The organism is Vibrio sp. LB10LO1 (assembly GCF_010092875.1).
GTDB classification, from domain to species: Bacteria; Pseudomonadota; Gammaproteobacteria; order Enterobacterales; family Vibrionaceae; genus Vibrio; species Vibrio campbellii.
The window spans coordinates 175,018-200,794 of sequence record NZ_JAADJW010000003.1; the positions used below are offsets into that span (position 1 = coordinate 175,018).

Consider the following 25,777-nt stretch of genomic DNA (forward strand, 5'->3'; position numbering starts at 1 on the left):
TAAAAAGCCGAGTACAAGCTCGGCTTTTTCATTCTGCTCTCTCTAAAGTCACTTCTTAGAAGCCAGAAACCAGAAACTAGCAATTGTCATAGAATTTGTTCACCTTCAGCTCATCCATTGAAACAATCCCTTCTTCATCGTAAGCCGTGAAAGGGCGACTAATACTGATGAAGCACTCAAAATCCCTTATCTGTAGAAGAGACTTTTCCTTACCTAGATAAACGATGAGCGAAGGTGTCTGAGTTGAACCTGTATTGGCAAGATTAAACCCGTCGATCTCCATCGCATTAGCGACATTGAAGTCATCTAAAGCTAATGATCCCATTCGAACGTAAATGTCGTGATCTGACAATTTAGCCAAAGGCGCATTAGCAACTCCCTGAATCTTAGCCTTGGTCATCACGACCTCATTGGTGGCATGAAATGCACCCACGAAAGCTTCCAATGTATTGATACGAGCCTCACGTTGCATGTGCATGATTTTAGGTGCAGCAAATAATCCAATGATTGCCAACACAACAATAGCGACGACTAATTCTGTCAGGGAGAATCCTTTTTGTTTCATAGAGATTTCTTAAAAATGGGGAGGTACACAAAAGAAGCGTTATGTTAATGGCTGAAGGGGGAAGGATAAATTTGAGATGGCCGATTCTATTAACAGGTAAAACCTATGAATGGCAGCTTTAGAGGCGTTAATTAACTTTTTTCGTTCGGAGTTACCGAGATATTACACTCGTTATTTAGCCTATCTCATGTAAGTCTGAGCTTCAAAATAAAAAGCTGCAACAATGTAATTTGACTTGCTTGGTGAATGTGTTTTTGTTGTTAGTTCTGTTTTTATATGCATCAGAAAATAAATGGTTTTTTGATATTAATCCTAAGGGTTTGACAAGCAACTAGTGCTATTTTGTGAATGAAAGTCTTATTTATTTGATCGTTTTAAACGTAAATTTTACAAAATTGATAGCAAATATTACGTTTGATAAGTCTAAGCTTATATACGAGGTTGTTTGGTATTTTGATAGTTAATGGTTATGTAAAAGCAGAAGTTTTAGTACTTTGTAATTATATTGGGACGACGAATGAGTAAAAGTACTGAGCTAAATAGTAAATACTCAATCAAGTTTATCGTCAGTGGTATGTTTATGCTGGTTGCGGTGCTAACGGCAGTATTTGCGATGACCATGCAGTATTACTTTGGACAGAAGATGTCGCAGGAACATGTGATCTCAAAATTGAGTTCTGCAGCGGCAGATGTAAGTGAATACATTCACCAAGTCGATAGCAATGCGATCAGCAGTACAAGAATGCTCAAGAGCTTTCTTTCTATGTCTGACCACAACTTTTCTGAAAAAGAAATTCTCACCTTGTTTGCTCAAGTTTTGGATGAAAACCCGTTCATTCAAAGCTTGTATGTGGGTAGCGAGAATGAAGATTTCTTTCAAATCATAAACCTCAAAACCTCGGTAACGATTCGCGATAAGATGAGCGCCGATGCGGTAGATCGCTGGGCCATCGCTAAAGCCACTGGCATCGGTCCGGATAGACAAATGATCGTGTCATACGTGGACAGCAACTTTAATGTGAACCGAACCGTTGCGAGCAAAACGTCATTTTATCCTACCCGCAGACCATGGTTTATCGGGGCGACAGAAACGAACGTCTATAAGACCGAGCCTTATCTGTTTAAAAATATGAAGGTTACGGGTCAGAGCTATGCGATCCGCAGTGGTAAAGATGTTATCGGTATCGATATTGAACTGTCGACACTGAACTCAAAAATCGCTTCAACTGCGCTGGGTATGAGTTTAGAAAGTGGGGCGGAGTCTTTTATCTTCAACCACAAGGGCGAAGTGATCGCGTCGAACATCGATCTAGAACGCGATATCAAAGTGCCACCGTCTGAACCATTGACGCTGACTGAGCCTCAACGTGCGCTTGTGATGAACTCTCCCGCATTATTGGTCTCGAACCAAAACGACTGGGGACCTTATGATTTTTCTCAAGCCGGTGAACCGCAAGGTTATGCCGTCGATTTGTTGAGAATTCTCTCTCAGCAAACCGGCTTAGAGTTCGATTTTATCAATGGTTTTGAATCGATCACGCTTTCGAAAAAGTACTTGAGAGGCACCATTGATGTTCTTCATTCCGTGTCTGGAGAAGTGCCTGAGTACGGCGAGCAAAGCGCAACCATGTACACCGCAGGCTTGGCGATAGCAGGGAAGAGCCAACGTTTCATTCCTATTTCTCTTGAGAATTTCACTGATGAAGTGGGCGTTGTTTGCGGGTTTGGCATGAAGGAGTGGTTACAAGAAAACTACCCTAAGCTGAACATTGTTGAATTTGAAAGTCTAAGTGATGCAAAAGAAGCGCTAGAGAAAGGCGAGATACCTTATTTGGTTGATACCTATTTGACGTTGGATGAACTCAATGGCTTGGAGAAAACATCGACCGTCACAGTAAGAAAACTGGATGCGAAGCCAGTGCCTTACCACCTTTACATTAACCAGCAGCACGCGGGTTTGTTAGAGGTGCTTAACCTTGCCATCGAGTCGATTACACCGGAGCAAAGAGAAGCATTAACGCAAAAATGGCTGGAATCAAACCATTGGCGCGGAACGTTTGTGCCATACCCAGAAGTATTTCAACTGTCGAAAGATACGTCTAACTACAACACCATGGTGAGACGAAGCATTGAAGGGCAAAACTACTTTGTTTATGTCACGCCAATCTCAAGTTCCAGCGGCGGTGATGACTACTTTTCGGTGGTGATTCCAAAAGAAATTGTCACCGATGCAGTAACAAAGCGCTTGTTTAACTCGCTGTTGTTTACTGCGCTGGTCATGTTAGGTCTTTTCCCTCTTGCTTGGCGACTTGGTACACCAATGACGCGCTCAATTTACGCGTTGAAAGCAAGAACGCGAAAGATCCGTGCTCGTCGCTTCGATAAAGTGTGGCCGATGACGACGCGAGTAAAAGAGATTGATGAACTCTCAGATGCAATGATGGAAATGGTGGCCGAGATTCAGTCACACGAGAAGCAACAGGAAGAGTTTGTTGAAGCCTTTATTCGCCTTATCGCACAAGCGATCGATGACAAGTCACCATACACCGCAGGGCATTGTAACCGAGTGCCAGAAATCGGCATGATGCTGGCGGAAGCGGCTGAAAAATGTCAAAGCGGTAAATTCAAAAACTTCGCCTTCCAAAATGACGCTGAGCGAAGAGAGTTCCGTATCGCGGCTTGGTTGCACGACTGTGGAAAAATCACCACACCTGAGCACATCGTTGATAAAGGCACCAAGCTAGAGGCGAACTACAACCGAATCAATGAAATTCGCACTCGATTTGAAGTGTTACGCAGAGACTTAGAAATAGAATACCTCAATACCTTGTTGCGTGGCGAGGTAGACAAAGACGTCGCAAAAGCCGAGTTTGAAGAAAAAGTGCGTCAGCTCAACGATGACTTTGAGTTTATCGCCAATGCAAACATTGGTGGTGAGTTCATGAGTGAAGACAAGATCGCACGCGTTAAGCGAATCGCAGAGCAAACGTGGTTGCGTAACTTTGATGACCGCTTGGGCTTATCACCGATGGAAGAGGGAAATAAACCTGTTCAAAATGTGCCTCTACCAGTGCTAGAGAAGTTATTGGATGACAAACCAGAACACATTATCGAGCGTGTTCGACCTGTAGAATTTACCCCCGAACATGGTATTCAGATGCAGGTTCCTGAGCACCAGTACAACATGGGGGAAGTGTATAACCTAACCATTTCTCGTGGCACGCTAACGCCTGAAGATCGATTCAAAATTAATGAGCATATGATCAGTGGGATTAAGATGCTTGAGGCACTGCCGTTCCCACCAGAGCTAAGTAATGTGCCGCGCTATGCGTCTACTCACCACGAGACGCTGAAAGGGACGGGGTATCCTCGTAAACTGAGTGCGGATGATTTGTCGGTTCCAGAGCGTATTTTGGTGATCGCAGATATTTTCGAAGCCTTAACCGCTGGTGACCGCCCTTATAAGAAAGCGAAGCCCGTCAGCGTGGCAATCGACATCATGCACAAAATGGCGTTGGATGAGCATTTGGATATGGATTTGTTTTTGCTGTTCTTAGAGAGTGGGGTTTATCTTGAGTACGCTAAGAAATTCATGCCCGAAGAACAAATTGATCAGGTTGATATAGGAAAATACCTGACTTAGCACGCGATACCTCAAACACAGTATGACTCAAAGCGGTACTTCGGTATCGCTTTTTATATTCGAGAAAATGTGATTTAAGCCGAAGCATTATGCAAGTCTATGAAAAACATGTACTAGACTTGAAAAGTATATGCTTCAGGTTGCTTTGATAAAGCGAGTTGCTGAGTTTGTTGTTTAGGTCATCGGAGGGCTTTATCGCGTGAACACTAAATCTGGTACCCCTCGTAAATTTTCGATTAAATTCACCGTCGGAAGTTTGTTTGTTATTGCTACGGCGGTGACGGCGCTGCTTGGACTCGGAATGCAGTATTACTTCGGTAAACAGATGTCGGAAGAACATATCCTGACTCGTTTAACCATGACAGCCAAAGACGTCAGTAATCATATCCATCAGATAGATACCAGTGCGACCAGCAGCGCGGGTATCTTGCGCAGTGTAGCGGACTTCAGTGATACGCAATTCAGTGTGGATGAAATCCAACGAGTGTTCGTTCAAGCGCTCATCGATAATCCCGTTTTTTACAGTATCTATTTTGCCAATAACAACGAGTATTTCTTTCAAGTCATCAATTTGGAATCATCCCCAGAAGTTAGAGGGAAGATAGGTGCAACCGCCAATGAGCGCTGGGTCATCATCACCATCAAAGGTGACGGTGAGGCTCGAATGCGACAAACCATGTATTACTCGGAATCGTTTGAGGTTGTCCGCCAAACAGAACAGAAAAGTAACTTTTATCCATCTCGCCGACCTTGGTTTGCTGGAGCCTCCAGAGACAGCGTTTACAAAACCGATCCTTATCTGTTTCAACATCTGAAAATCACCGGGCAGTCTTATTCTGTGCGCAGTAAAGGCGCCGTTATTGGCGTAGATACGGTGCTTTCTTCTCTGAGTGAAAAGATCAGCGCAACCGAACTTGGGATGAAAAAGGATGATGGCGTTGAAGCGTTTATATTCAACAATCGTGGTGAAGTGGTTGCGTCCAGCATCAACGTTTTTCACGAAGTAGATATTCCTGATTCATCGCTTTTGGCATTAAGTGAGCAGCAAAAAGCCTTGTTAGATGACCGCGAGTTTGTGGTTTCGAATCAAAACGATTGGGGACCTTACGACTACACCCAGAGCGGCGAACCAGGTGGTTATGCTATTGACGTACTCAATCTGGTTTCGCAGAAAACGGGCATGAGGTTAGAGTTCGTTAATGGTTTCAGCTCAAGAGAGTTGGAAAAGAAATATCGCAATGGAGAGATTGATATCCTCCAACCTGTGCTTGGCGCACCGCCAGAGTTAGGTATCAAAAGTGATCCTCTGTTCATAGCGCAGCTTGCGATTGCGACGAAAACTACCAATCTAATGCCTAAGTCGTTGACGGAATTGGGTGGTGACAGTATTGGCGTGGTAGCGGGTTTTGGCATGAAAGAATGGCTACTTGAACGCTATCCGTCACTGAATATTATCGAACAGCCGAATCTCGATTTAGCAAAACGAGCGCTGCACATGGGGGACATTCAGTACCTTGTAGACACTTACTTAACCATGGTTGAGATGAAGCGGTTGGTGAAGCTGACCGATATTCATGTCGGGTTGCTCGACGCACCACCGTTGGAGTTTTCTCTGTTTATGAAGGAGAAAGATAAAGATGTGCTTGAGCTTATCAACCAAGCTATTGGAGCGATTTCACCCGAGCAAACAGTAGCGTTACAACAGAAATGGCTCAAGGCACATCAATGGAGGGGGAGTTTTGTCCCTTATCCGGAGGTCTACGAGGCTGCGATTCAGAAAGACAAACACGATTTAATGAACAAAGTGACCATCGATGGTGAGAGTCGATTCCTCTATATCACCAAGTTGCATTCTACTCGTGGAACGAGCGATTACTTTGCTGTGATCGTTTCTGGCCAAGTAGTGACTAATGCAGTGACAAGTCGATTATCTAAAGCGATTGCCATTACTGCTTTTGCGATGATGATTCTCTTCCCATTAGCGTGGAGGGTTGGTTCGCCAATCGTACGCCCAATTGTTGCGCTGCGAAAAGAAACCATCAAAATCAAAAATCGAGAATTTGACCAGTTAGTACCAGTAGAAACGCGTATCAAAGAAGTCTCAGATTTGTCCGACTCTGTCAGTGAAATGACGGAAGAGATTCAGCATCACGAGCAACAGCAAGAAGAGTTTGTTGAAGCCTTTATTCGCCTTATCGCACAAGCGATCGATGACAAGTCTCCTTATACTGCGGGGCACTGTAATCGTGTTCCAGAAATTGGCTTGATGTTGGCAGAGGCAGTAGAGAAGTGCGACACCGGGAAGTTCAAAGACTTTAAATTCAACAATGACGATGAACGACGTGAATTCCGTATCGCGGCTTGGTTACATGACTGTGGCAAGATCACCACGCCAGAACACATCGTTGATAAAGGCACTAAGTTAGAAGCCAACTACAACCGCATCAATGAAATTCGCACTCGTTTCGAAGTGTTAAGGCGAGATGCTGAGGTGGAAATGTGGAAGTCGATATCTACTGGTGAACTGTCAAAAGAAGAGGCGCAAGCCAAGTTCGACCAACGAGTTGCGCAATTGGACGAAGACTTCCGATTTGTTGCCAACGCCAATGTGGGTGGCGAGTTCATGAGTGACGAGAAGATTGAGCGCATTAAACAAATCGCTCAACAAACTTGGTTGCGTCACTACGATGATCATCTCGGTCTTTCTCCATTTGAAGAAATGATTAAGCCAAAATCTGACGTGACGCTGCCCGTGGTCGAAAATCTTTTGGCGGATAAGCCCGACCATATTATCGAGCGCGTTCGCCCAATGGAATGTGCACCGGAGCATGGCATTAAGGTTCAAGTTCCAGAGCATCAATATAACTTGGGTGAAGTGTACAACCTGACGATTTCCCGCGGGACGTTAACACCAGAAGACCGTTTCAAAATTAACGAGCATATGATCAGCGGCATCAAAATGCTCGGGGCACTGCCATTCCCTCCGGAGTTAAGTAACGTGCCGCGTTACGCTTCAACCCACCATGAGACGTTGAAAGGCACAGGTTATCCGCGTCGGTTGAGTGCAGAAGATTTATCCACCCCAGAACGCATCTTGGTGATTGCGGATATTTTTGAAGCGTTAACCGCAGGGGATCGACCTTACAAGAAAGCCAAGCCAGTAAGCGTTGCGGTCGACATCATGTACAAGATGGCACTAGACGAACACTTGGATATGGACTTGTTCTTGTTGTTCTTAGAAAGTGGGGTTTACCGTGACTATGCCAACAAGTTTATGCCGGCCGAACAGGTAGATGAGGTGGATATTGAGAAGTATCTGAAGTCGAAATCACCAGACGCGTAAGCCAGAGAGCTCAGAGCGTTGAATCCCTACAGCTTCAAAGAGTGGCCCATTCGTTGCCACTCTTTTTGAATCAGAATTTGGTAGCGCGTTGGTAAATCAATGTTGCTTGGGGTAGGTAGCAGTTCTGCCGCTTCTTGTAACGAGAGACCGGCAAAGGGATGTTGATCGTGACAGCTGAGTAAGGTCATTGCCAAGGCATAGAAATCATCGTTCTTACTTGCCTGACCGATACGCAGAGAGGGGCGGGTCGCACTATAGGCTCGGCTAACGGTTGTATGTGAATGCTCTCGGTATTTAGCATCAACTCGAATCACACTGCCAAAGTCGATAAGCCGAACTTGGTTGTTTGGCGTCACGATGACGTTATGTGGCTTGATATCGCCATGCAGATAACCCGTTTTGTGCAGGTTTAGCAAAGCGAATTCAAGCTTGGTTATCAAGTCTTGAGGTAATAAATCAGGTTCTATCTCATTAAGTGTTTTGCCTTCCAGATATTGATTCATTAACCAGTCGGCGTGGTTTTGCGAGCCGTAACCATGAAAGTTCGCCCAGTAATCCGATGCGTATTTGGATAGAAAATCCGCTTCCGCCATCAAAGCCCGCTTCTCCGCTAAGCTGCGCGCTACCTTGATGACCACAGTGCCATAAAGTTTGTGCTCGCACTGAAACACGTTTTCGCTCAAAGGCGCTACATAAGTAACGCCACAAGCTCTAAACAGGGTTTGATTGGCGAACGTATTCATCACTAAATGCTCGCAGGTAACACAAAGCCCGCAAAGAAATTCGGCACGAACGGATTGTTCTGACCTTGCGTTTTAATCGTTAAGCGAACCTTATCGCCATTGTAATCAAACTCAAGTTGGGTACTTTGCGAAGAGGTTGAAGTGACGCGCGGCTCAATCAAGCGGAACCATGCCCAGCTGCCTTTAAACTGCTCATTGGCAATCGGCGTTGCTTGTTTTTGTAGACGCACCGTTAGTGCATCTTGCGCGACAGAATCGCCTTTCCAGCTTTGTTGTGTCCACAGCATCGGACCGTGCTGATAGGTGAAAATCGGTTTTTCAGCACGAATGGAAAACTCAGTCAGTGCCGAGCTCATTTCTGTTGGTTTCATCTGGAATTGAATCACGACGTTTTTCGGGTCTGCTAAAAACAGGGCAGAGCGAATGTCTTTGGCTTTATCAAACATCAACCAAATTGCAGGATCTAACGCAAAGCCAGTATTTGGCAGTAAGCCAGACATAAACGGTGCTCGTTGCTCTGTCGAGAAGCCTTTCAACATGGTTTGATAGAAGGTGTCCAATGTGCCATCGGTTTTAAAGAAGGCAGCGACATCCGCTGTACTTGCGTCGCTGTTGGCACTTTTCTTAAACGGGTAGAAAGCCGCGATGGTGTTTTCATAAGGCTGATAGACTTCGCTGTTCCACATACTATTAAGGTATTGGTGAGCCAAGCTCATTACCAACTCATTAGTTTGCACTGTCACATAGTCAATCACTTCACCGGATAGCTGTGGCTGGGAATCGGTCAATGACGCCAACTGTGCGACTGGATTTTGCGCTTTTAAACCGGCTGATAGCGTTTCATAAGCCACTTTGTCTGGCGTGTTGGATTTGTAGAACTGATCAAGCCATTTGGCAGTGTTAGCGAAACCTTCTAGAACGGAATCTATTGGCTTCTTACCCTGATCGTCTGGCGTCACTTGTTTGTGGAAATCATTAAACGTCAGTGTGATTTGGCGAGCGGATTCCTTTTTCTCGTTGTCTTGCGCGGCGTCAGCAATCTCCTCATCGGTTTTCTTCTTCGCATCTTTTGGCTCTGGTAGAAGAACCGAAGTGTAGTTACTGATGGTGGTAAACAGCATAGACATTGGGTTGTTTGAGGCATTGTTGAGCACGTTCAAGCTGGCATTCAACTGCTCAGAACCAGAAATGGTTTTCACCTCGATGCTGTTAATAAAATCGCGCCAGTAATTGATGTAATCGTTCTGGTACATGCGTTTCAAATCGTGGCTGATTCGGTGCATCTCTAGTGCACTCGGCGCTTGCCCTGCGATGCCCTCATAAGCGGATAACGCTTCGATAAGAAGAGGGGATTCCACCGAAAGATCCAGCTCGTTAAAGCCAGTTGGTGTGTACAAATAAGGGACGAAATAACCCACGTAGCCAGGTTTGAATTGGTATATTTGGTTGAAGTTGGAACCAAGTTCTTTACGTACGTCGATGCGCTTCTCGTACGCATGATCGTTCAAAATGTGTTGGTAGAGTAGCGTCTCGATATTGGATTGATTGATGACTTGCTTCGCCAACCCTTCAAGCTCTTGATTGGCAGTTGTCGCCACTAGGTGCTGGTTAAACACATCGTCGAGCAGCACTTTAAGCTGAGCAACGTTGGTTTTGTCCGCTTCGCCTTGGTGCTCTAAGTTTGCTAGGAAGTAGCTTTTGAGCTCTTCAATGTTGGTGCGATTTTTATCAAACAACAGTCGATAGTCGTTCAACAATTCGAGCGTTCTGGCTTGGTCTTCCAAGTTCACATACACATAAAGGTCATTCTCAATGGTGTGCGCCATAGAAGGGAGCAAAACTTGTTGTAGCTCTTTGGTATAAGCCGCTTCAACTTCTGGTTTGATGGTCGCATTCGGTAGGAATGGCAATGTATACCAAGGTTCAGGCTCCTGATATAGCGCGTAAATGCGATGCATGGTGTACAGGTTCGGAATGTTGCCCACCAAATCTTCTTTGCTGTATGGCTGTGCTGCGATCGCTTCTTTGTAACGCTCCAACATGCCATCGGCTTTTGCTTCACGATTGGTTTGATAATCGAAGTCGAGCTTGAGTATCGTCAGTGTACCAATCAGTAGACCGAGCCAAATTAGAGTGTAGGCGGTTTGGCTGAACCACAACCAATTCTCTTTATGGCGGTTAACCCCGACTAAAGTGTTTTCATTTAGCACAACATGAGACATCAAATGCTGGGCAAATAAGGTTTGTTGAACGGGCATTTGTTGGTGTTGCTGATATTGCTCATTGCCGAGGGATTGATTGACCACGTTCGCCAGTAAATCATGCTGTGCGAAATCACTGCCACTGTGGGTAAAGTAGAAGCCGCGGAAGTTGAGCCCATCTGTGTATTGGTCACCTCGATGCAAACGCTGTAAGAAGTGCCACAAATTCTGTTTAAGCAGACCAAATTGGTATGGCGCACCACAAATGGCATTGCGGAAATCTTGGTTAAGCTGCGCTCCCAACGCATTGCTCATGTTCGAGATTAACTGACCGATGAGGTGGTCGTATTCGTTATTGAACCAATCGGCATCAATGCCACCATGTTTTTGCACTGGGCTGGTGGCGCCGAATACTTCATTGCGTCTCGCTTCATCAAACGCAGAAAAGAACTGACAGAAATCGCTCACTTGCCCCATGTTGGTTAGGACATTGTAGACAGGTAGGTTCAAACCAAATGAACGATTGAATGCTTTGATTTGCGATTTCAATTGGTCAGCTTTTTGTGAAAGGGTTTCACTATTGCCAACTAACTGTTCAATTTCTGTGGTGAGCAACAAGCCGTTAATCGCTTGTCTCGGACGCCATTTATTTAGGCACTGGCACAGTGTTTTTAAGTAAAGCGGTTGTTGATCTTCGCCCATGCTGATGGAAATCAGAACTGAGTGTTCACTGAGCCAAAATAGAATCGGAAACTCAATGTCGTTACCAAAGTCATCCACCTTATAAGCTTCGTAACCCATCTGCGTGATGATGCTTTTGTCTTTGCTCGGGTTGTTACTGAGTAACAGGTAAATCGGCTGATCGTAACGGCTGGTTAAGCGCTTTTTACGTTTTTGTACGCCGAGCATTTTCTTGAAGTGGAAGGCGAGTAACTTGGAGCGTTTGATAATTAGTGCACGTTCTTGGTCTTGCTCAAGACTCTTTTTCACCTTGCGGTTGATTAACCAAAAGCAAAGCCCAGCAGACAGAAGTGCCACAATGGTTGTCGTGATGACGCCTGTCCATAAGAAATCAGGATACGCAACAAACCAAGTCAGTAAGCCGCCTAAGATTGCCAGAAGCAGAAGGGTAACAAGGCTCCAAATGATTGCCTTTTTTCTTGTCGATGTACTTGGGTTGTCTTGCGTCATCGTGACTCAACCTCGCTTTGTTTGTTTTTGTTATGCACCACTAAGCCGTTGACGTTGGCATTCTCTCGATACCAGTTATTGATGGTTTTAGCTTGTTCTGAGTTGTCACATCGAACAATGACGCGAACGTATGAATTGATGTTATCCGCGACGGGTTGATAGTTGGATGTCGGCAGTTGGGCGATAAATTTCTCGGCGTTTTTAAGATTGGAGAAGGTCGCAAGTTGCACTAGCCAATCAGTGTCTGCTGTAGGACTCGTTGCTGTAGCGTTCTTCGTCTCTGGCGCCGAAGTTATCGCTCGTGGCGTCACGGCTTTTGGTTGGCTCGGGACTGGACGAGGTGGTTGAGTGGTGTTTACCGCAATTTTATTGCCTTTTAAATCGTCGTCAGTGCTGACATAAACGATATCTTCCGCACGACCAGATTCAATATAGCGTTGGCTGTACTCACCAAGCTGGACAAAATCTCGTGCCCGCTGTGGTTTGGTTTTGTTGTACCAGAAATAGGTGAGCGCAACGCTCAAGCCAATGATAGTTAGGAAAAATAGTGTGGTGACAAGGTAACGTTTTTTGCGCGTTGGTTTACGTGTTTTAGGCACGGAAACCTTAGTATGACAATAGATTCCACCGGCTTGTCGGTACTGACTTAAAATCTGTTCTAGACGGTAGGTAAAGCTCTTTAGCTGTTCGCTGCCCGTTTCGCGGTACTGACCTTTAAACCCGATATTGAGAAACAGATAAACCACTTCTAATAAGTCGATCAGCTTGTGCGGTTGGCGCGCTGCTTTCTCTGCCACAGTAAAGAAAAGCTCACCACCGTTGCGCATACCAAACAGTTCACTGAGTAAGGTTTTGTTCTCCCATCCGCGTTTTTCACCCCAATCGGTGTAGACAATCAACTCATCCAAAACCACGGCATACAGGAAACAGAGCTTGTCGATCACGGCGACTGGGTAGGTCAGCTCTGCGCCTTTGGTTTTGATCTCATTAATATAAGCCACCAGTTGATGTCTGAGCGTGGTGATGTCTTCGGGCTCCGGCAAGGTGTTGATCTTGAGCGTGACAGCCAATAACTCAGAACTGATGTTGATCAGCTGATTCTCGGCTTTATCGAAATGATGTAAGAACCCAATATTGGCTTGCGCAGCGTTGACCGAATGCCATTTTACGTCAGGCATGTCGGTATCTTTACTCACGAAGTCATTTTCGCTGCTGTCCCAAACTAAGGTATCTTCATCCAAATAGTTCATAACTTACTACCTCAGTGCGTACAGCATCACTTCTAGGTCGCCAACACGTGTATCGACGTGCAGCGCCAGTGCATCGCGGTTTTCAATCATTTCTAACCAATTGCGGTCTGATGTATCCACTTCAAAATACGCTGTGCCTTGCATCGGTTTCAGTTCGCTTGGCGCAACAGGAAGCGGCGTCAGTTGTACGCCAGAAAGGGCATTACGCACAATCTCGACAATCTTGTTATTGCTACTGAGTTTGGCTGCCGCAGGGAACAATTCGTTAAGCTCGGTGCTGCTGATGTTAGAACGGACACTGAGAACGAATCGGCGATCAGATAGGTTGTGACCATCTTTTACCAAGGTGCGAAGCAAGCGGCGTCGTTCAAACAACGAAGTGTCAAACGCAAACTCAATCACAGAGTCTTGTTGAACCAGCGTGAGCATATTGCGCAGATTCGAAAAAAGCGGATTAAAGCAATCGTAAAGACGATGGAAATCCAACGGTTGGCAAGGCTCTGGAATTGCGGGTGTGGATGCCATGACTTGCGCTTCAAACTTGCGTAGCTCCAAATAAAGCTGATGGGTTTGAAACTTTGGATTCGACAAAGATAAATCAAACCACGGAAGCCAAGTGTTGAGTGTTTGCAGCCACAGGTAATCTTGCATCATCGACTGTGGGCTCTTTTGCCCTTGTCCGGCTTGAATACGTTTGAGCAAGCTGGAGGCACGGTTAGAGGTGAGGGCATGAATCTCTTTCAAACGCTCAACCAATAACTGTGATGCACCATAATGCAAACACGCAGGAATAAAGGAACGGTCTAGCATCACTTCGCCCGTTTCGCTGCATTCCAATACTTTGGCGAAAGGAATCAGGGTAAAGCCCGAAGTGTCTTCGCCTTCGAGTTTAATCGCTATATTGAGCTGTGCGACGTCCACTTCAACACTGGCATTCTCAGAGGTTGAAGTATCAAACACATTGATGGTGCGTGTGAGATAGCGGCTTTGTTCCGATTCATCATTGGCGTAATCATTATTGCCTTGCAGAGAGACGGGCAGTGCTAAGTAAGCCATTTTCTCAATCGTACCGTGCGGCACATCTCTGGCAACTTCGCGTTTCAGTTCGAAATGCGTGCCATCTGGGAACAAACCCGCGCTAGAAGAGACGGAAAGCTTGCCAATTTTAAGTAGATCGTGATTGATCACCAAGTCGGTCACACCATAGTAAGGGGCATAACCAGCAAGCGTTTCGACGTTTTGTCTGACGTAGTTTTGTGTGTATCTGTCTTGTTGTTGAAAGTGTTGCGGGGCAATGAACATGCCTTCTTGCCAAACGACTTTTTTATATGCGTCCACGAGATTTCCCTATCTACTGAATCGAGTTAAAAAACATCCCACCAAGGCGAATCTGGTGTCACGGTTTGCAATGCTGCTTTGTTACCGCTGATCTTTAACTGGATATATTGTTCTTCTTCCTGAGGCGTGGTTGTCACTACCGTCGCCGTGCTTGCGTCATATTCGGCAAATTCCACCAATACGCCGATGTACTGAGTGGTCTTGTTGATGTCTAAGGTTTGCTTACTATTGCTGTCTGGCATCACCACGGGAAGCATTTGTTTCGACACCAAGTTTGCGCCTAATAGGCTCACGTCATCGTTGTACAAATCGATAAACGGCAATTGCTTAAACTGTTGGGCATCGGTTAGTTGATACAAGCGCACTACCACGGGATTAGTACTGTTGTTAACACTTGGGTTAATCGTCTTCTCGGCGCTCACCGCCAATTGATATTGCGTCACAACCGGTGTTGGGTCAGATGAACATCCCACCAAAGCGAAAGCGAGTAAACTAAGCCAAATCTTCATCAGCTTTCCTCGCTTTGCTTTTGCATATTTTCCATAAACATCGCTTTGAACTGGCGACGAAAATCACCGTTGTCTTGTCGATGTTGGAAGTGCTTGCGGTAAATTTTCCAATACTTCTTGTCTTTGCTACTGAACAGTCCGCCAGACACAAATTCGCTAAATTGATTCTCTAGTTGGTTCGGAGCGAACTCATTGAGGAACTGGTCGAGTGTTTTATCCAAGGCATCAAACAAAGCATCATGTGCAAGCGGTGGGTTGCGAAGGTATTGTTGATTCTTCTCGGTAATCGTAATCAGCTTTTCGATGGAGGCTTCCAGCTCTGATGATGGAAGGTGGTCGCCCGGAAGATACTCAATCTCCGTGGAACGCTCCATTGCTTGCTGCTGTTTCGACACTTCATCCACTTCAAAGTGGTCCGCCAGTTCGTCATCGTCGATGTCTTCAAACGGGTCGGAGGAGAAGGGATCATCGCTCATTACATTTTGGTGAGAGTAATGAACTTCCGATTTCACGGGTTCGACGATATCTCCTTCATCGAGAAAATCGACATTGTCTTCCAGTTGTAGGTCGAACTTGGTCGCAAAGAGGTCCTCAGGCTGCTCTTCAACAGGCGCTTTGTTCGACGTGAGTGTTGATACCAACATCGAATAGCTTTCGATCTTCAAAATGTCGCCATCGTTGAGTGGGTAATCTTTATCTCTCACCATGGCTTTATCGTTGAGGCGAGCCGGGTTCTTACCGGTACTCTTCACCAAATAACCTGTTTCTGTGAGACGAATTTGTCCATGAATACGCGAAATGCGTTTTGATTGATCGGGCAATGCCACTTCACAAGAAGCTGAACGCCCAAACTGCCCGCCAGACTCGGGCAGATAGATGACTCTTGAAGTCACCACCTCTTCAGAGGGTACAGAAATCAAATGTATGCTGATCGCCACTTGTTATCCCTCGCATTTAGCCAACGCTGTGTTGAAAGCGGTTAAGAAACCAGAATATTTGTCCAAAAAGCGGTTAGAGAAATACACGCCCATGGGCTTGGTTTCGAATACTTGAGAGTAGAAGTAATCGCTTGGAAGAGAGGCTTGGCTTATTTCCGTGTGGAACACTCGCTCATCTTCCAGTGCGACGTCAATTTCTCTTTGTTTTAAAAGCCTTAGTAAAACCTTAGCATCTCGTGGCTGCTTAACGACGTTGTATCCATTACGTTTCAGCCAAAACCATGTGCTTGAGCCAAATTCTGCCGAGAACTTAAGGTTCAACTTTGACAAATCATCAAGCTTAGGCTCTACACCGGGACCAAAATACCAACGCAACTTTTGCTCGGTAATAGGAGCAGACAAGGTTGCGTAGCTGTCGTGTTCTCTGGTTTTCGGCGAGACGAAAAAGCCATGTTGTTGACCACTGTGCACGTGGAGCTGTGCGTCAGACCATTCCGTCATGGTCAGTTGGTAAGGTTGTCCCATTTCGCCCAGCGCGCATTTGACGCGATTGAGTGCAAAACCATCCATGTTTTGATTCTGGTGAGTTTGGTACGGTGCCCATTTGTGGGTCGCAAGCAGTAATCGGTCGGGACCAATCCAAACTTGCGCCCAAGCTTCAAATGAGAAAAGGGCGCCAAGCAAAATAAACAGCGATGAAACCAGCTTGGTTATTTTGCGGAAAAAGCTCACCCCACAGCTGACCGCCGCCTCTTGAACAAGAATCGAGGTGGTGACGAGATGGGGTGAATGTACGCTTCTAAACATCATGATTCGTTACTACTGAATATCCAGTTCAAAGCCCTGTGGCGTCGATGCTGCGGTCACCGTCACTTGGCTAATCGGTTGTTGTGTGCTCAGGCGCGCGATGCATTCTTCTGCCAACTTTGGCATCAAAGAGCGGTTAATGATTTGCTCAACCGCGCGACCACCTGTCGTAGGGTCGGTGTTTTTGCTGACAACCAAATCCACAAAACCTGCATCCCACGTAAAGCTCGCTTGATACTGTTCTGCCAGTTTTTTACGAATGCGGTTTAGCGCGATTTCGGTGATCTTCGCCAACTCATCATCGTTGAGTGGGTAATAAGGCACGATGGTGGTACGCCCTAAGAACGCAGGTTTGAAGTAGCGTTGTAGATCGGGACGAATCGCTTCAAGCAGTTCATCGTTGCTGATGCGTTCGGCGTTTTCATCACACACATCGCAAATCGCTTGGTCAGCGGCGTTAGAAGTCATGATGATTAAGGTGTTTTTGAAATCCACCGTGCGACCTTCGCTGTCTTTGATATGTCCTTTATCGAAGATTTGATAGAAGAGGTCATGAACGCCCGGGTGCGCTTTTTCCATCTCATCCAAAAGCAAGACAGAGTAGGGATTGCGGCGAATCGCCTCGGTTAATACGCCACCTTCACCAAAGCCAACATAGCCAGCAGGCGAGCCAAGTAACATTGAGATTTTGTGTTCTTCTTTAAACTCGGTCATGTTGATAACCGTGAGATCGTTGCTGCCTCCGTAAAGTTGCTCAGCGAGCGCCATAGCGGTTTCCGTTTTACCGACACCACTTGGACCGCACATCAAGAACACACCGATTGGCTTGCGATTATCTGTTAAGCCAGCGCGTGAGATTCGAATCGCCTTTGCCAGCTCTTGCTTCGCCACGTTTTGACCGATAACGCGTTTATCCAGTTCAGATTCTAGTGATAATAGGCGAGCGATTTCATCACTCATCATGTTGCCGACAGGAATGCCTGTCCAACCGGAAATGACTTGAGCAATAGTCGCATCATCCACCATCGCATTAACTAACGGTTCTTCACCTTGAAGCTCGTGCAATTGGTCGAGAAGGGCATTCAACTGGCTTTGCTGAGCTTCGTCTGGTGTTTCGCTTTCTGTGATGCTTTGTTGAAGCGCTTTAATCTCATCAACCAAAGTAATCTCTTGCTCCCAACGCGTTTGGTAGCCCGCTAATTGAGATTGGTTGGTGGTGATTTCTTGCTTCAATTCGGCAATTTCTTCTGCGCCTGTGCCAAACAAATCAAACTCTTTCTCTAAAGCAGACTGCTCGTTTTGTTGATAACGAATGGTTTGCTCCAACGCTTCAATCACTTCTGGTTTTGCTCCTTGGGTTAAAGCAATACGTGCACTCGCGGTATCGAGTAGGCTGATCGCTTTATCTGGCAATTGGCGAGAAGGTAAGTAGCGGATAGATAGGTTGACCGCGGCATCGATCGCGGATTCAGTGATAAACGCGCCGTGGTGCTTTTGCAATGAAGCAGCAATGCCACGCAGCATTTGTTTGGCATCTTCTGCGTTTGGTTCTTCTACCGTGACGACTTGGAAACGGCGGGTCAAAGCAGGATCTTTCTCGAAGTACTTTTTGTATTCTGCCCATGTTGTTGCGGCAATGGTTTTGAACTCACCACGCGCAAGAGCCGGTTTCAATAAGTTGGCAGCATCATTTTGTCCTGCTGCACCCCCAGCGCCGATAAGCGTATGTGCTTCATCAATAAATACAATGATTGGCACATCGCTGTTTTTCACTTCGTTGATGACGTCTTTAAGGCGATTTTCAAATTCGCCTTTTACGCTTGCTCCTGCTTGTAATAAACCTAAGTCAAGCGAATGGAGTTGAACGCCTTGCAACGCACTTGGCACTTCATCTGCTGCGATTCTCAGCGCTAAGCCTTCAACGACAGCGGTTTTACCCACACCCGGCTCACCAACAAAAATAGGGTTGTTCTGGCGTTTACGACAAAGAATGTCGATGGCTTTTCTCACTTCAGAATTACGCCCAGAAATCGGGTCGATATTGCCTTCAATTGCTTGTTGAGTCAGGTTGATGGTGTACTTGCTTAATGCGTCGTTCGCGCTTGCGGTGTTTGCGGCTGAACTTGCTTCACCTGTGCTTTGTTGCGTTGCTCGCTTCACCGGCGTTTTGTTGATTAAACCTTGTAGGGACTCGGTCGACACGTTTTGTAGAGATTCGAGATTGTTGCTCGATACGCCCATGACGTTCTGTTGTAGCAGCGCTTGAACGAGATGCAGACTGATGATTTCACCATGTCCATAGTTAACGGAGGCAATCATCCAAGCGTCTTTGAGTAGTTCAGTCAGTGCATGGCTAAGCGTTGGTTGGCTGTCTTGCACTTTTGGTAGGCGTTCGATGCGATTTGCTAGCTCACTGGCAAGTTGATCTTGGTTGATCTTCTGACTCTCAATCAGCGTTTTTAAATGTGCGTCTTGCTGATTCAATAGCGTGAGCAACCAATGTTCTGGCTCAATGGCGGCAACGCCTTGGTTCATAGCTGCACCCGCAGAAGCTTCCAATGCGCGCTTTAATTCTGGCGATAACTTGGCGACTAAATTTGTCAGCGTTACTTGTGTCATAACCTTATCCTTGTCTTTTGCGCGATAACCTTCTTTGTCGTCGCGGTGTCTACCTAGCTATTTCAGAAGAATCCGAATCCGCTCTGTAGGTTTACGTTCTGGGGCGAGGCAATCCACTTCACCCAACTTTGCGGCTTGATCTGGTTGAGCAGACAGCCTTGGTTTTTCGAGATACGCACGCTTAACGTTGAGATAAATAGAAATCGGCGTGGCGTCTCGTAAATAATGTTGAATGAGCTGGCGCATGTGGTTCGCCAACTGAGTATCTCGATGAATTTGATGCAGCTCTTTGCGGTTGGCAGGTTGGATACTCACCACCAAATGTTGGTTGTAAGTCATGCACGTTTTCCCGATGAGGAAACCTTGCCCGATTCCGCTGTTGTAGTCGTCTTTTTGTCCCAAACGGGTAAGAGAACTCGCGGGTAACTGACGACGTTCATGGCTCTTAGTCGACACATCGATTTGGTAAGGGAAGTAGTCGTTAAGAATCTGCTCTAACGTTTCTAAGTTACGATGCCCTTGAGCGAACAACAGCGAATACTGGAACAGCGCGCCGTGTTCGTGTTTCAGGTTCGCCAGTTGTTTGAGTAAATCGGTTTTTTCTTTTGCCAGCTCCTTCTGCACCAAAAGGTGAGGAGCGAGTTCTAGCTGCGCGGCAAGTTCAAAATGGCGTTGATTGAATACGTCTAAAAAGTCCTTGAGTGCGTGATCGTCGTTATGCAGTGCAAACAACAATTCCTCATAGATGTAGTTTGGGATAACCCCTTGTGCACCAGATAGTGCTTGCTGCGCAATACGAACCTTGGCGCTGTGGTCACTGAACGAGAAGTATTGAATATCGTCGGCATCACCATGAGGCATGGCTTCCGCTTTGAGCTCTAACTTCAGCTTGTGTCCAGACTGTTTTGCCATTTGCATCAGCAATCGCATTGCTTGAGCAAAGTCGTACTCATGTGGGTTAGCCTTCAAATCGTTAATCAGTGACATCGACATCATCTATCTTCCACGCTACATCGAGCGCTGGCTCCCGTGGATTTTTGGATAACGCCTCGCAATGCCATCTTTGCCATAGAGACGAATTGTGAGCTGAATGTAGCGATCAAAACTACAGAACTGTTGGAAGAAGCGATTCAATACATCGGTGAAAGTCAGATAGTTGCCAGACGTATCGAGAGTGATTTCAATCTCAGTGCCCGGAGAGAAGACGTTCTTGCCTAGAATACGCATCGATGAAACTTGCGAGCGCACTTTAACTGACTGAATCATCTGAATTTCATCGCTTACTAACTGATTGCGGCTGCACAATTGCAGCATTTGCTTAAGCTGCTGAGTAGGATCTTCTGAGTGCAGCAGAGACGAGAAGTTACTGTTAAGAAGCCCGATAAATTGCCAGTGCATATTGGCGTCAGATTCACGTTCTATCGGAGCCGACGGCGGGTAGAGCGAATGAAAATCGCCGGGTAAATCGATCGGCTCTAAACATGTCATCTCACCACTGATGGTGCATGCTTGTTTGCCATTAGTACAAAGAAGGCGAGTGCCATAGAGTTTGTTGAATTCGAGTTCTTGGTTGGCATTTAAGCTGATCGCCAATCGCAGTTCACCTGTGGAATCTTTTCGGCTTTGCCAGTAATCACAATGTGGGTCGCTTTGGTAACTGTCTTTAAACAGTGGTGTCAGCAGTTTTTGACCGCTCGATGTAATCTCAAACACATCCAAAATGTCGACCACTTGAATTTCATTATCGGTATGAGCGTCGGCATTAACCGGAATGGTCAGGCTGCGTTGGTCATAGCTGGTTGGTTCGCCTGTTTGTTCGAATAAGTTCACCGCAGGCACGACATTGAGCTTAAACACTTGGTTATCGAAAAGACGGATAAACTCCATCGGCAAAGAGTGCATGAACAGGTTTAATACCACAGTGGAGCAATCATGTTGCTGACAGGCTTCACCAAAGCCTTTAAGACGGAAGAACTGACGTTTCTCTTTGAAGAAGAAAAATTCGTTCATCAAATGGTAGCCAGAAAATTGATTGCCTTTTTGTGGCAGAAATTGAAACTGTTTATCGCTGATTCGGCTCTTGAGCTGATTGGCAGCTAAGACAGCGTGATTCTCACCATTGATGTCGGAAATCGATATTGCACGCGCTTCACTAAGTAGCAGTTCGACCAAGGAATCCGCATTGTTCTCGAAACCTTGAACGAAGAAGTCGAGATCTTCTAACGCTAATTGACTGAAATGCACATCATCATCGCCAGTAGACAGAGTGAGTTGAATAACGGCGGTAGTTTGTTCACTACCTTGTGGGCGATTGAAGTCAAAGGGTGCGCTGCGTGCCTTGGTGTCAATCAGTGCAAATGGTGTAGTTTTGAGCTCGTCCGTTGTGGTGAACAAACATGTTTTGCCTTGTGATTCGGAAGAAAAGCGTGTGCCTTTGGGAAGCGTCGTGCTGTCTGTGGAAGGTGCGTCTGTGCTCATTTCTAGATACGCTACACTCGGTACCGTTTGAATGTAACTTGGGTAGAGTACACCAAGTAATCCTTCGACAACTTCAGGGATTTGCTCAGATAAACGCTTTTCGACGTTGGCATTCAATAGTGCCACGCCATCCAATAAGCGAGCCAAACTTGGGTCTTCGATTTGTCCCTGATGAATATTGAGACGTTGTGCGTGTTCTGGATGTTCAGAACCAAATTGGCCGAGGGCTCGACGGACAAAAGTCAGCTCTTGTTCGTAATAACGCAGTAGAGGATCACTCATACAAATCCTCCTTCATATCGGTGGTCATGTCGCTTAATGAAATCTTGGAATCAAAAATCAGCTCTTTTTCGCCCTGTGCCGTTTTGGCTTTGGCGACAATATTGAACGCGATGGTGTTTTCTCCCGCTTTACGTTCAACAAGTTCAACCATGACTTGGCTAAGACGAGGCTCGAAATGTCGAATGTAGTTTTCTAGTTTGAGGGCTAATTGCTGGTGGTCGAGACTGGCACTCAATAGGTGCACATCCTCGATGCCAAAACGATAGTTAGAGCGCTGCACTTCGGTTAACCGATCATCAATGCTCATCAGTGACGCTTCCGAATCAAACAGACGAGTGAGGTGATATTTGATGTCCTCGATATCATCTCGACGAGTGGTAGGGGCAGTTTGCACAAAGGTACGCCAAAAACTCATTACGCCACCTCATCCAATTCTGTTGTCAGCACCACTTCGCCGCTGAAATGGTCGTATTGATACTGCGGTACGATGCGCAAAGTACAGACGAAATTGCCCGGATGATGATCAGAGTCGCACACGCTGATCTTTGCAAAACTCAATGGGTATTTTGATAGGGTTTCTTCGTTGGCGTACGCGACGTTACTAGAGAATTTTTCAACCCACTGAGAGAGGAACAACTCACACTCAGCCGCTGTTTTGAAGCTGCCAATCATCTCTCTCACTTGTACTTTGAGATAATGTGCAATGCGGCAAGACATCAACGAGGTTTGGATTTGAGTGAGGACTTTCTCGTTATCAGACTCGCTGTTGTGCCAAATCGAATTGTTACCATTGAAGTAAAACTTGTCGCTCAAAGGACTCTTAGTAAGAGGGATAAAACCGCTGCGACTGTAGAAGGTCGACAGTTGCCCAAACAAGGTCACTTTGGTTTGTGGTTGAATCAGAAAATGGCTATCGCTTTGGTTTTGATTGACCACGGCACCTTGGTTGTTGTCGTTCCAGCGAGATTTCAAGAAGCCAAACCAACTCACACGTTGATGTTCTCGCATAATGGTGGATACAAACGCAAAGCCCGCATTGCCCCAAAGTCCGTTTTGTTTCTCGTTGTAGATGAATCCCACTTTGGCGTTTTGATAACGTGTACGCATGCACATTTCTGGCATCACTAAACCGACAAAACGCGAAGAGGACTTACTGCGTAAAGACTGCCACGATTGGTAATCAGGGCTGGCGAGGATCTTCTCGATTCGGTTGATATCAGACAGCCAGTCTGCGCCGGATTCGACAAAGAAATCGCGATTAGGAGCAAATAGCATTGGGCATAACGTTGCTTCACCTAAGCGGCTCAATAGTTCTACGGTGAACAAATCATCGTAGTCGGATTCGAAATCCATATCTGCCGCGATAGGTTGTGTGAACAGCAAGCAACCGAATGGATGTCCGCCTAAGGTGTTTAACTCTTGGTTGCCGATCTTGTTATATAACTCGGACGTTTTGGTGCTGTAGGCTTGATTGACGTCGGAAGACACTTCCTCCCAACTCATATTGAGAAGCTTGAGTTGAGTGCGTTGGTAATTAACGGGCAGGGTGGCTAAGCCTTGAAGCCCAAGCCAATTGGTTTGCAGTGCCTCAAATTCTGGATGATGCAATAACTCATCCATCTGTTTCGAGAGCTTATTGTCAATCTCTGCAATCAAGCGTGAAACATGTGTAATAAGTGCATCTGAATTGTCTAGCGCGGAGCGAGACACTTGAGACAGTAAAGAGAGCGCCTCTTGTAAAAAGTCGCTGTCTTTATCGTCTAGCTGTATAAATTGGGTCTGCCAACCTGAGTGATAAATCTTACTCATACTATCCTTGTGACCTAAATCGAATTGGCTTGGTCGAAGCATCCTACCTCGACCAAGCTTTATCGTGCTTAACCTGGGATCTTCGCTACCATGCGAACCGACGTAGTCAGTTCTTCAAGTTGTAGCCAAGGTCTTAGGTGAGCAACGGCTGAATACGCGCCCGGTTTACCCGGTTGTTCAACCACTTCAATGCGAGACTCTGCCAATGGCGTTTTCGCTCGTTGATCGTTACCAATTGCACCTGCGTTGGTGTATTGATCGATCCACAGTTGAAGTTCACGTTGAATGTCTGGCGCTTCTAGGTTTGAACCTAGCTTGTCGCGACCCATGACTTTCAAGTAGTGAGCGATGCGACCACTTGCCATGATGTAAGGAAGACGCGCTGAAATGGCTGCGTTTGCTGTTGCATCTGGATCTGTGTACGTCTTCGGTTGCTGCGTTGTTTGACCGCCGATGAACACACCGTAGTTTGAGTTCTTGTAGTGAACCAGTGGCAAGAAGCCTAGGTCACTTAACTCTTTCTCGCGTTCGTCGGTTAGGTTTACTTCTGTCGGACATTGCTGAACCAAGTCGCCAGCTTCGGTCTTGTACGTTAGGTTTGGTAGGTTTTCTACTTTACCACCGTTATCCAGACCGCGAATCGCTGTACACCAACCGTACGCAGTGAACGCTTGCGTCATTTTCAGACCCAACTCGTAAGCCGCATTTGACCAAACCAACTCATCATTGCTTGATGGGTTCGGGTTGCCATCTTGGTCTGTGTTTAACTCTTCGTAGCTAAACAGCTTGGTGCCAAGACCTTTCTCACCGTAAGGAAGGCGAGCCAGTGTGCGAGGTAGTGTTAGCGTTACGTAGCGCGCGTCGTCACTTTCACGGAACGAGTTCCATGCTGCATAAGCTGGAGAATCAAAACCAGCCGCGACAGGTTTGCCTTCTTCGAAGGTAGTGAAGTCATTGAACTCAAACATTTCTGCGTTTGCTGCGGCAATGAACGGAGCGTGACACGCAGCGGCTACTTCACCCATGTAGCGTAGTAGGGCGACGTCTTCATCTTTTGCGCTGAACTCGTAATCACCGATGAAGGTGCCGTATGGTTCACCACCTGCTGTGCCGTATTCGCCTTGGTATACCGCGTTAAACAGTGGGCTACGGTCGATGGCAGGCGCATCTTCAAATTGATCAAGCAGCTCGTCTTTGGTGTAGTCGACCATTTTGATTTTCAGTGAACGTCCTAGGTCGCTCTCTTTAACCAGTTTTTGTAGACCACGCCATGAACCTTCTAGCTTTTGGAAGTCATTTTCTTGCATGACTTTCGATAGCTGTTTAGAAAGCTTTTTGTCGATCTCTACGATGGCGTTTTCAATCGTTTTGGTGACGTTCTTGTCCCAGGTTACCGTGCCGCTTAGCGCTTGCTCTGCCAACACGGAGAACAGTTCTTTTGTTGTGTCCGCTGGCGTTTGTGTGGTCGCTTCGATTGCACGATCCAGAAAGCTCAGCGAAGCTTCAGCCGCTTCTGCTTGTGGTTGGTTTTCAACTTCCGTCGTCATTATTCTGCTCCTTCTTTCTGGATGCCTAGCTCATCGGAAAGGGCGTTGATTGTGTCTGCATTTTGCAGCACTTCCTTGAGTAGCTTCTCTAGATCACGAGAACGGTCCGCTTTTGAAAGCAGCATTTTGAGTTGGTTACGAGTCTCAACAAGCTTCTTGAGTGGTTCAACTTGCTCAACGATGGCTTCAGGCTCGAAGTCTTTCATTGATGAGAACTTCAGACTCGCTTCGATTTGGCTGTCGTCATTAACTAAAACGTTGTCCACTTTGAGTGATAATTCAGGACCAACGCGTTTCATGACAGTGTCGAAGTTGTCTTTGTCGACGTTGTAGAAGGTACGATCTTCCACGTCTTCTTTGTCTTGCTTGTGACCCGAATAATCACCGACGACTCCCACCACAAAAGGGAGTTCTTTGGTTTCTACTGCGCCATTCGTCTCGACATCGTAAGTAATACTTACACGGTTTTTGCTCACTCGCTTGTGTTGGGAGTTCAGTGCCATAATGGTATCTC

General features: G+C 46.2%; 17 protein-coding genes. 2 read left to right on the forward strand and 15 right to left on the reverse strand.

What is annotated here, in order from left to right; translation table 11 throughout:
* Nucleotides 1–76 precede the first annotated feature (76 nt).
* Nucleotides 77–565: a type II secretion system protein gene (locus GXP65_RS03620; protein WP_162092026.1), complete on the reverse strand. Its 489-nt coding sequence runs from the start codon at nt 563–565 to the stop codon at nt 77–79.
* Nucleotides 566–1,082: 517 nt separating this feature from the next.
* Between GXP65_RS03620 and GXP65_RS03625 the strand changes: the two genes are divergently transcribed.
* Both GXP65_RS03625 and GXP65_RS03630 read left to right on the forward strand, forming a co-directional pair.
* The gene (locus tag GXP65_RS03625; RefSeq protein ID WP_162092027.1) at nt 1,083–4,208 is read left to right on the forward strand and encodes an HD domain-containing phosphohydrolase; all 3,126 of its coding nucleotides are present in this window, start codon (nt 1,083–1,085) and stop codon (nt 4,206–4,208) included.
* A gap of 199 nt (nt 4,209–4,407) precedes the next feature.
* Complete coding sequence (locus tag GXP65_RS03630; protein ID WP_162092028.1) at nt 4,408–7,551, forward strand: HD domain-containing phosphohydrolase; 3,144 nt, start codon at nt 4,408–4,410, stop codon at nt 7,549–7,551.
* Between the two features lie 26 nt (nt 7,552–7,577).
* On the opposite strand, the gene GXP65_RS03635 is transcribed toward GXP65_RS03630, so the two are convergent.
* From GXP65_RS03635 to tssB, 14 genes are all read right to left on the reverse strand, one after another.
* On the reverse strand, nt 7,578–8,294 hold the full coding sequence (locus GXP65_RS03635; protein WP_162092058.1) for a protein kinase: 717 nt from the start codon (nt 8,292–8,294) through the stop codon (nt 7,578–7,580).
* Between the two features lie 2 nt (nt 8,295–8,296).
* Nucleotides 8,297–11,686 (reverse strand): type VI secretion system membrane subunit TssM, encoded by a 3,390-nt coding sequence (tssM, locus tag GXP65_RS03640; RefSeq protein WP_162092029.1) that lies wholly within the window; start codon nt 11,684–11,686, stop codon nt 8,297–8,299.
* Nucleotides 11,683–12,936, reverse strand: coding sequence for a type IVB secretion system protein IcmH/DotU (gene icmH / locus GXP65_RS03645; protein WP_162092030.1), 1,254 nt, complete (start codon nt 12,934–12,936; stop codon nt 11,683–11,685). Before icmH ends, tssM begins: the two co-directional genes overlap by 4 nt.
* Nucleotides 12,937–12,942: 6 nt before the next feature.
* The gene (gene tssK, locus GXP65_RS03650) at nt 12,943–14,274 is read right to left on the reverse strand and encodes a type VI secretion system baseplate subunit TssK (protein ID WP_162092031.1); all 1,332 of its coding nucleotides are present in this window, start codon (nt 14,272–14,274) and stop codon (nt 12,943–12,945) included.
* A gap of 26 nt (nt 14,275–14,300) precedes the next feature.
* Nucleotides 14,301–14,783: a type VI secretion system lipoprotein TssJ gene (gene tssJ, locus GXP65_RS03655; protein ID WP_162092032.1), complete on the reverse strand. Its 483-nt coding sequence runs from the start codon at nt 14,781–14,783 to the stop codon at nt 14,301–14,303.
* Complete coding sequence (locus GXP65_RS03660) at nt 14,783–15,721, reverse strand: type VI secretion system-associated FHA domain protein (RefSeq protein ID WP_162092033.1); 939 nt, start codon at nt 15,719–15,721, stop codon at nt 14,783–14,785. Before GXP65_RS03660 ends, tssJ begins: the two co-directional genes overlap by 1 nt.
* A 3-nt stretch (nt 15,722–15,724) precedes the next feature.
* Nucleotides 15,725–16,528, reverse strand: a complete 804-nt coding sequence (locus tag GXP65_RS03665) for an ABC transporter substrate-binding protein (protein ID WP_041060152.1) — start codon at nt 16,526–16,528, stop codon at nt 15,725–15,727.
* 12 nt (nt 16,529–16,540) lie between these two features.
* The gene (gene tssH / locus GXP65_RS03670; RefSeq protein WP_162092034.1) at nt 16,541–19,147 is read right to left on the reverse strand and encodes a type VI secretion system ATPase TssH; all 2,607 of its coding nucleotides are present in this window, start codon (nt 19,145–19,147) and stop codon (nt 16,541–16,543) included.
* A gap of 57 nt (nt 19,148–19,204) precedes the next feature.
* Nucleotides 19,205–20,143: a type VI secretion system baseplate subunit TssG gene (locus GXP65_RS03675; protein WP_181146151.1), complete on the reverse strand. Its 939-nt coding sequence runs from the start codon at nt 20,141–20,143 to the stop codon at nt 19,205–19,207.
* A gap of 12 nt (nt 20,144–20,155) precedes the next feature.
* Nucleotides 20,156–21,907 carry a type VI secretion system baseplate subunit TssF gene (gene tssF / locus GXP65_RS03680; RefSeq protein ID WP_162092035.1) on the reverse strand — a complete coding sequence of 584 codons (1,752 nt, stop codon included), beginning with the start codon at nt 21,905–21,907 and terminating at the stop codon, nt 20,156–20,158.
* A complete protein-coding gene (gene tssE, locus GXP65_RS03685; RefSeq protein ID WP_005451929.1) occupies nt 21,900–22,322 on the reverse strand; it encodes a type VI secretion system baseplate subunit TssE in 423 nt (140 codons plus the stop codon). The genes tssF and tssE overlap by 8 nt, the downstream gene beginning before the upstream one ends.
* Nucleotides 22,322–23,716, reverse strand: coding sequence for a type VI secretion system contractile sheath large subunit (locus GXP65_RS03690; RefSeq protein ID WP_162092036.1), 1,395 nt, complete (start codon nt 23,714–23,716; stop codon nt 22,322–22,324). The genes tssE and GXP65_RS03690 overlap by 1 nt, the downstream gene beginning before the upstream one ends.
* 68 nt (nt 23,717–23,784) lie before the next feature.
* Complete coding sequence (tssC, locus tag GXP65_RS03695) at nt 23,785–25,263, reverse strand: type VI secretion system contractile sheath large subunit (RefSeq protein WP_005426542.1); 1,479 nt, start codon at nt 25,261–25,263, stop codon at nt 23,785–23,787.
* Nucleotides 25,263–25,766, reverse strand: a complete 504-nt coding sequence (gene tssB, locus GXP65_RS03700; RefSeq protein ID WP_162092037.1) for a type VI secretion system contractile sheath small subunit — start codon at nt 25,764–25,766, stop codon at nt 25,263–25,265. Before tssB ends, tssC begins: the two co-directional genes overlap by 1 nt.
* Nucleotides 25,767–25,777: the final 11 nt, after the last annotated feature.

Coding starts and splice junctions, on each gene's coding strand:
- GXP65_RS03620 (WP_162092026.1), bottom strand. CDS start 565: ATGAAACAAAAAGGATTCTCCCTGACAGAATTAGTCGTCGCTATTGTT.
- GXP65_RS03625 (WP_162092027.1), top strand. CDS start 1,083: ATGAGTAAAAGTACTGAGCTAAATAGTAAATACTCAATCAAGTTTATC.
- GXP65_RS03635 (WP_162092058.1), bottom strand. CDS start 8,294: ATGAATACGTTCGCCAATCAAACCCTGTTTAGAGCTTGTGGCGTTACT.
- tssM (WP_162092029.1), bottom strand. CDS start 11,686: ATGACGCAAGACAACCCAAGTACATCGACAAGAAAAAAGGCAATCATT.
- icmH (WP_162092030.1), bottom strand. CDS start 12,936: ATGAACTATTTGGATGAAGATACCTTAGTTTGGGACAGCAGCGAAAAT.
- tssJ (WP_162092032.1), bottom strand. CDS start 14,783: ATGAAGATTTGGCTTAGTTTACTCGCTTTCGCTTTGGTGGGATGTTCA.
- GXP65_RS03665 (WP_041060152.1), bottom strand. CDS start 16,528: ATGTTTAGAAGCGTACATTCACCCCATCTCGTCACCACCTCGATTCTT.
- tssH (WP_162092034.1), bottom strand. CDS start 19,147: ATGACACAAGTAACGCTGACAAATTTAGTCGCCAAGTTATCGCCAGAA.
- GXP65_RS03675 (WP_181146151.1), bottom strand. CDS start 20,143: ATGATGTCGATGTCACTGATTAACGATTTGAAGGCTAACCCACATGAG.
- tssF (WP_162092035.1), bottom strand. CDS start 21,907: ATGAGTGATCCTCTACTGCGTTATTACGAACAAGAGCTGACTTTTGTC.
- tssE (WP_005451929.1), bottom strand. CDS start 22,322: ATGAGTTTTTGGCGTACCTTTGTGCAAACTGCCCCTACCACTCGTCGA.
- GXP65_RS03690 (WP_162092036.1), bottom strand. CDS start 23,716: ATGAGTAAGATTTATCACTCAGGTTGGCAGACCCAATTTATACAGCTA.
- tssC (WP_005426542.1), bottom strand. CDS start 25,263: ATGACGACGGAAGTTGAAAACCAACCACAAGCAGAAGCGGCTGAAGCT.
- tssB (WP_162092037.1), bottom strand. CDS start 25,766: ATGGCACTGAACTCCCAACACAAGCGAGTGAGCAAAAACCGTGTAAGT.